The following is a 6130-nucleotide window of genomic DNA, read 5'->3' on the forward strand; positions in this document are numbered from 1 at the left end:
GCTTGTACAGTCAAAGCAATCCCGCAAAGCGAGGCAATTATTGTCAGTGTCATCGATACAGGGATGGGGATAGCTCCCGAAGATTTACACAAGGTATTTGAGAAGTTTCAGCAGGTAGGCGATACCCTGACAGACAAACCGCAAGGCAGCGGTTTGGGACTGCCAATTTGCAAGCAAATAGTCGAACATCATGGCGGCACAATTTGGGTAGAAAGTCAACTGGGTCGGGGAAGTAATTTTTCGTTCAGTTTACCTATCGCTGATGCGATCGATGTTCGGCCAGAGAAGATTTCCATAGATATCTTGGTCAGGCAATTGAAAGAAAGCTTCTTACAAGCAGAATCTTCTAGTCCCGATCGTCCTAAAACCATTCTGGTTGTCGATGATGATGAGAACATTCGCACCCTTCTCAGGCAGCAACTAGAGCCAGAAGGTTATAAAATCAGAGAAGCTAAAGATGGGGTAGATGCGATTAACCAAGTCAAAAGAGAAAAACCCGACTTAATCATCCTGGATGTGATGATGCCTCAAATCAATGGTTTTGATGTAGCTGCTGTACTGAAAAACGACCCGCAGACCCTGAATATCCCGATTATCATTTTGTCGATCGTCGAAGATAAACAAAGGGGCTATCACCTGGGGATCGATCGCTATTTTACCAAGCCTGTTAACGCAGAAGAACTGCATAATAATATTGCGTTTCTGCTCTCTCAAGGCACATCAAAGAAGAAAGTTCTGGTCGTTGATGAAGATGCCTCAGCCGTCAACACCCTTTCTGAAGTATTGCAAGCGAAGGGATACAGCGTTACCGAAGCCTCCAACGAACAGGAGTGCATTGATAAGGCGTTAGCAGTAAAACCGGATATGATTGTAGTCAATTCCTTGCTTTCTCAAAACCACAATTTGCTCAAAACATTACGGTTTGAAAAAGGTTTAGAAAATGTGTTTTTTGTATTATTAACAGGTGAAAATTAGACAAAAATGATAGCGAAATAGTTAAATCTTTATGACCGAGGAGGCAAGGCTCGTGAACATTGCAGGTTATCAAATCACCGAACAAATTCAAGCTAGTCTCAATACGCTTGTCTATCGCGCCGTGAGGGAACAGAGTAGAAACACAGTAATTATTAAAACCATCAAAGCAGATTATCCCACGCTCGAAGAAATTACCCGCCTCAGACATGAATATAAAATCCTGCAAAATTTGAACATCGAAGGAATCATTAAACCATTAGCCTTGGAAAACTATCGCAACGGTCTAGCACTGATCTTGGAAGACTTTTCAGGCAGGTCACTCAAAGATTTTATCCTAGAGCAAAAAATTGACTTGACTTCGTTTCTCAGTATCGCGATTCAGCTAGCCTCAGCTCTAGGTCAGCTACATCAAAACCAAATTATCCATAAAGACATTAAACCCCACAATATTATTATTAATGCCGCCACAGGACAACTTAAAATCATCGACTTTAGCATAGCCTCGCGCCTATATAGAGAAAACCCAACTCTGAGCAATCCCAACTTGCTAGAAGGTACGCTTGCTTATATGTCACCGGAGCAAACTGGGCGGATGAATCGCGCCCTCGACTACCGCAGCGACTTCTACTCATTAGGCATCACATTTTATGAAATGCTCACAGGTCAACTACCCTTTAATTCCAGCGACCCCTTGGAATTAGTTCACTGCCATATCGCATTTCCACCGGCACCGCCCCATCAAATAAACCCAGAAATTCCGCTAGCAGTTTCTCATATAGTGATGAAACTATTAGCCAAAACCGCAGAAGAAAGATATCAAAGTGCCTGGGGACTAAAAGCAGATTTAGAAACCTGTCTGACCCAGCTACAAGCAACCGGAAAAATCGAAAATTTCCCCCCTGGTAAGCAGGACTTAATCGGTCAATTTCTGATCCCGCAAAAACTTTACGGACGCGCTAATCAAGTCAAAACACTGATGGAAGCCTTTGGGCGAGTTGCCAGCGGAGCCAGCGAAATGATGCTAGTTTCCGGGTACTCCGGCATCGGTAAAACCAGCGTCGTCAACGAAATTCACAAACCCATAGTACGGCAACGGGGATATTTTATCTCCGGCAAATTCGATCAATTTAAACGCAACATTCCTTATGCTTCCTTAATTCAAGCTTTCCAGCAATTGACGCAGCAAATATTAACAGAAAGCCCTGCAAAAATAGCAATTTGGAAAGAACAATTACTAGCAGCATTCGGTCAGCAAGGTAACGTCATCATCGACGTAATTCCGGAAATCGAACTAATTGTTGGCCCGCAGCCACCCGTACCGCAATTGGGGCCAACCGAATCCCAAAACCGATTTAATCGCGTCTTTCGAGAATTCATCCACGTATTCACCAAAGCAGAACACCCGCTAGTAGTTTTCTTAGATGACTTGCAGTGGGCAGATTCGGCATCGCTGAAATTAATTCAGTTGCTCATAACTGACCCAGATAGCCAATATTTACTACTGATTGGAGCTTATCGAGATAATGAAGTATTTCCCACCCATCCGTTGCTGGTGACATTGGATGAAATTAAAAATACGGGTGCAACGCTTACTAATATTACCCTGCGACCATTGGATATCGAAAATGCGAGCGAATTAGTTGGCGAGACTCTGCACGCTGACACAGAAAGGTCGCAACCTCTTGCCGAGTTAGTTTACAATAAAACTCAGGGCAATCCTTTCTTCTTGACTCAACTGCTCTCCACCCTACATCAAGAAAAATTATTAGCATTTGATTTTAAGGCTGGTTATTGGCAGTGGGATATTAAACAAATTCAAGCGGTAGGCATTACAGATTATAATGTTGTCGAACTGATTGCTCGCCATATTCAAAAACTGCCAGAGCCAACACAGAACGTATTAAAATTAGCGGCTTGTGTAGGAGATAAATTTAATTTAGATGTCCTGGCAATTGTGAATGAAAAATCATCCTCAGAAACAGCAACTGATTTGTGGGATGCACTTCAGGCAGGTTTAATTTTACCTCTGAGCCAAAGCTATAAAATACCCCTGGTATTCGATTCCTCAACATCCTTGGTAATGCCAGTAGAATCCCTGAAAATACGCTACAAGTTTCTACATGATAGGGTACAGCAAGCGGCTTATTCTCTGATTCACGAATCCCAGAAAAAAGCAACTCATTTAAAAATCGGTCAACTGCTTCAGAAGAATGCTTCCGAGGCAGAAATAGAAGAAAATATTTTTGAGATAGTTAACCAACTGAATGTAGGTATTGAATTTATCAGCAATCCAGCCGAAAAATATGAGTTAGCACGATTAAATTCGGTCGCGGCTCGGAAAGCAAAAGCCGCAAATGCTTACGAACCAGCGCTGAAGTATATCACAGTAGGTTTGGGGCTTTTGGCATCAGATAGCTGGCAGTCTCGGTACGAGTTGACGCTGGCACTTTATGTGGAAGCGGTGGAAACAGAATATTTAAACGGGAATTTCGATCGAGCTAATAGCTATGCAGAAATTGTTCTGCAACAAGCTAAAAACCTGCTCGATAAAATCAGAGTTTACGAACTGAAAATCCAGTTATGTGTAACTCAAATGCAGATTCAGTTAGCTATCGATACAGGGTTACAAGCTTTGCAATTGCTGGGAGTTATTCTAGAGAAAGAACCTCCCAAACAACTTAATTTTGATAAATTGGCCAATCTACCAAAAATGACAGACCCTTATAAGTTAGCGGCTATGCGGATGTTGGTCAGTAACATTAATGCTGCTTTTAGCACAAATATTATCCTGTTGTCCCAGCTTATATTTACGATGATCGATCTTTCCATTAAATATGGAAATTCACCCCAAGGCGCTTACGCATATTGTCTTTATGGAATGCTCCTATGCAGTAGAATGGGAGATATAAATACAGGGTATCAATTTGGCAAATTATCTTTGCAGTTGTTGGATGTTTTTAGTGCCACAGAATACAAAACTAAAATATTATGCTTTTTCGACGGGTGTGTCAGACATTGGAAAGAGTCTGCCCAAGAAACTTTAGAATTATTGCTGCAAGGGATTCTCACAGGCATCGAAACAGGAGATATAGAACACGCTGGTTATTGTACTAATCAATATTGCAATCACACACTTTTTACAGGAAAGCATCTAGAATTTACCGAAAAGAGATTTACTCAATATATTGAGTTAATGAAAAAGTTAAATCATACTCTTGTGTTCAATTATATAAGTATCACTAAACAATTTATATCGCAGATGTTAAAAAATAAACACAAGGAGTTGAATTTAGTAGGAAAAAACTTTAATGAAGTTGAAATGCTACCTGTTCTAGAAGAACAAAATAATGCCAATATATTGTTTTTGCTTTACGTAATGAAAACGATACTTGCTTATTTTTTTAAAGCTCCTTCATTGGCTTTGGCAAATGCCAAGACAGGCGAGAAATATGCGGGAATAGGTGTGGGTTTACTGCTCTCAGCGGAATATAATTTATATTTTTCTCTGGCTCTGCTGGCAGTTTATCCTAATACAGAGAAAGAACAGCAAGATGAATATTTGAATAAGGTGGAAGCTAACCAGGAAAACATGAAGCTTTGGGCGCACCACGTTCCAGCCAATTTTCAGCATAAGTACGATCTAGTGGAGGCGGAAAAAGCGCGAGTTTTGGGTGAAATTGGCAGAGCAATGGAATATTACGATCGCGCGATTGAAGGCGCAAGAGACTCCGGCTATACTCAGCTAGAAGCTTTAGCGAACGAACTGGCAGCAGAATTTTATTTCGAGCGTGGCAAAGAAAAGATCGCTCAGATTTATTTGACTGATGCCTACTATGGCTATATTCGCTGGGGAGCGAAGGCAAAAGTCAGAGATTTAGAAGATCGATATTCGGAATTTTTCTTGCGGATGTTAGCAAGAGAAATCCCCGACAGGCAGGAAATGCCGACGATAGATGCCACGACGAGCGGAAGTGGAGCGGTGCTGGACTTGACAACGGTTATTAAGGCTTCTCAAGCGATTTCATCGGAAATCGTTCTCGACAAATTGCTCTCAAAATTGATGCACATTCTCCTCGAAAATGCAGGCGCTCAAAAAGGGATTCTCCTCTTGGTAAAGTCAGAAAATTTAGTGGTAGCCGCCGAAAAATTAGCAGACCGAGAAGAAGTATTGTTGCCTTCGACTCCTGTAGAAAATCCCGATAATCTTCCTTTGAGTATCATCAATTATGTAGAGAGAACACAGAAAAATATCGTTTTAAACGATGCCACTCGTGAGATTAACCTTGTCAACGATACTTATATTACCAAAAACCAAGTAAAATCTCTTCTTTGCGCTCCTATTCTGCATCAAGGGAAACTGGTCGGGATTGTTTACTTGGAAAATAACCTCACAAAAAGTGCGTTTACACCCGAAAGGTTGGAAATCTTAAGAATGCTTTCGGCACAGGCGGCTATCTCTCTTGAGCTAGCGCGATCGGTGAACGAAGTGCAGGACACGGTAGCTTATTTGAAAGCCATAATTAATCATATTGCCGATGGTTTGCTGGTCACAGATATTCTCGGCACGATTACTCACGTAAATCCGGCTTTGTTAGCCATGTTTGAAATGGAAGCTACCGATGCGATCGCGAAAGATTGCCAGTCAGTTTTCAACAGTCAAATTGCCGCATTCTTAACCAAAGCTAGAGAATGTCTAAACGACATTTTAACCGCAGAGGTAGAATTGGCAAACGGTAAAATTGGCAAAGCTGTAGCGACTGCAATCTCTAAAAGCACTTCTGGGGAAGAGTCGGCAATTCCTACCTGTCTCGGCTCGGTAACCATTATTCGAGATATCACCCAAGAAAAAGAAATTGACCGGATGAAAACCGATTTCATCTCGACAGTATCCCACGAATTGCGGACACCGCTCACCTCAGTGCTGGGCTTTGCCAAACTGATTCTCAAAAAACTCGACGATGCGATTTTACCAGTCGTTCCAGAATCCGATCGCAAAGCACAAAGAGCGTGCAAGCAAGTCAACCAAAACATCAACATCATCATCTCAGAAGGCGAACGACTGACAAATTTAATTAACGATGTCTTGGATATCGCCAAAATGGAAGCAGGCAAAATAGAGTGGAATATGCAGCCAACTTCAATAGGAGAAATAATT

General features: G+C 41.6%; 2 protein-coding genes. Both read left to right on the forward strand.

The window, feature by feature from the left end; translation table 11 throughout:
• Positions 1-975: response regulator (locus tag ACE1CD_RS00925; RefSeq protein ID WP_374820852.1), on the forward strand; the 975-nt coding region annotated here is incomplete at its 5' end.
• Positions 976-1027: 52 nt separating this feature from the next.
• On the forward strand, positions 1028-6130 hold a 5103-nt coding region (locus ACE1CD_RS00930; RefSeq protein ID WP_374820855.1), incomplete at its 3' end, for an AAA family ATPase.

It is taken from the genome of Aerosakkonema sp. BLCC-F183, from assembly GCF_041929145.1.
GTDB lineage: Bacteria > Cyanobacteriota > Cyanobacteriia > Cyanobacteriales > Aerosakkonemataceae > Aerosakkonema.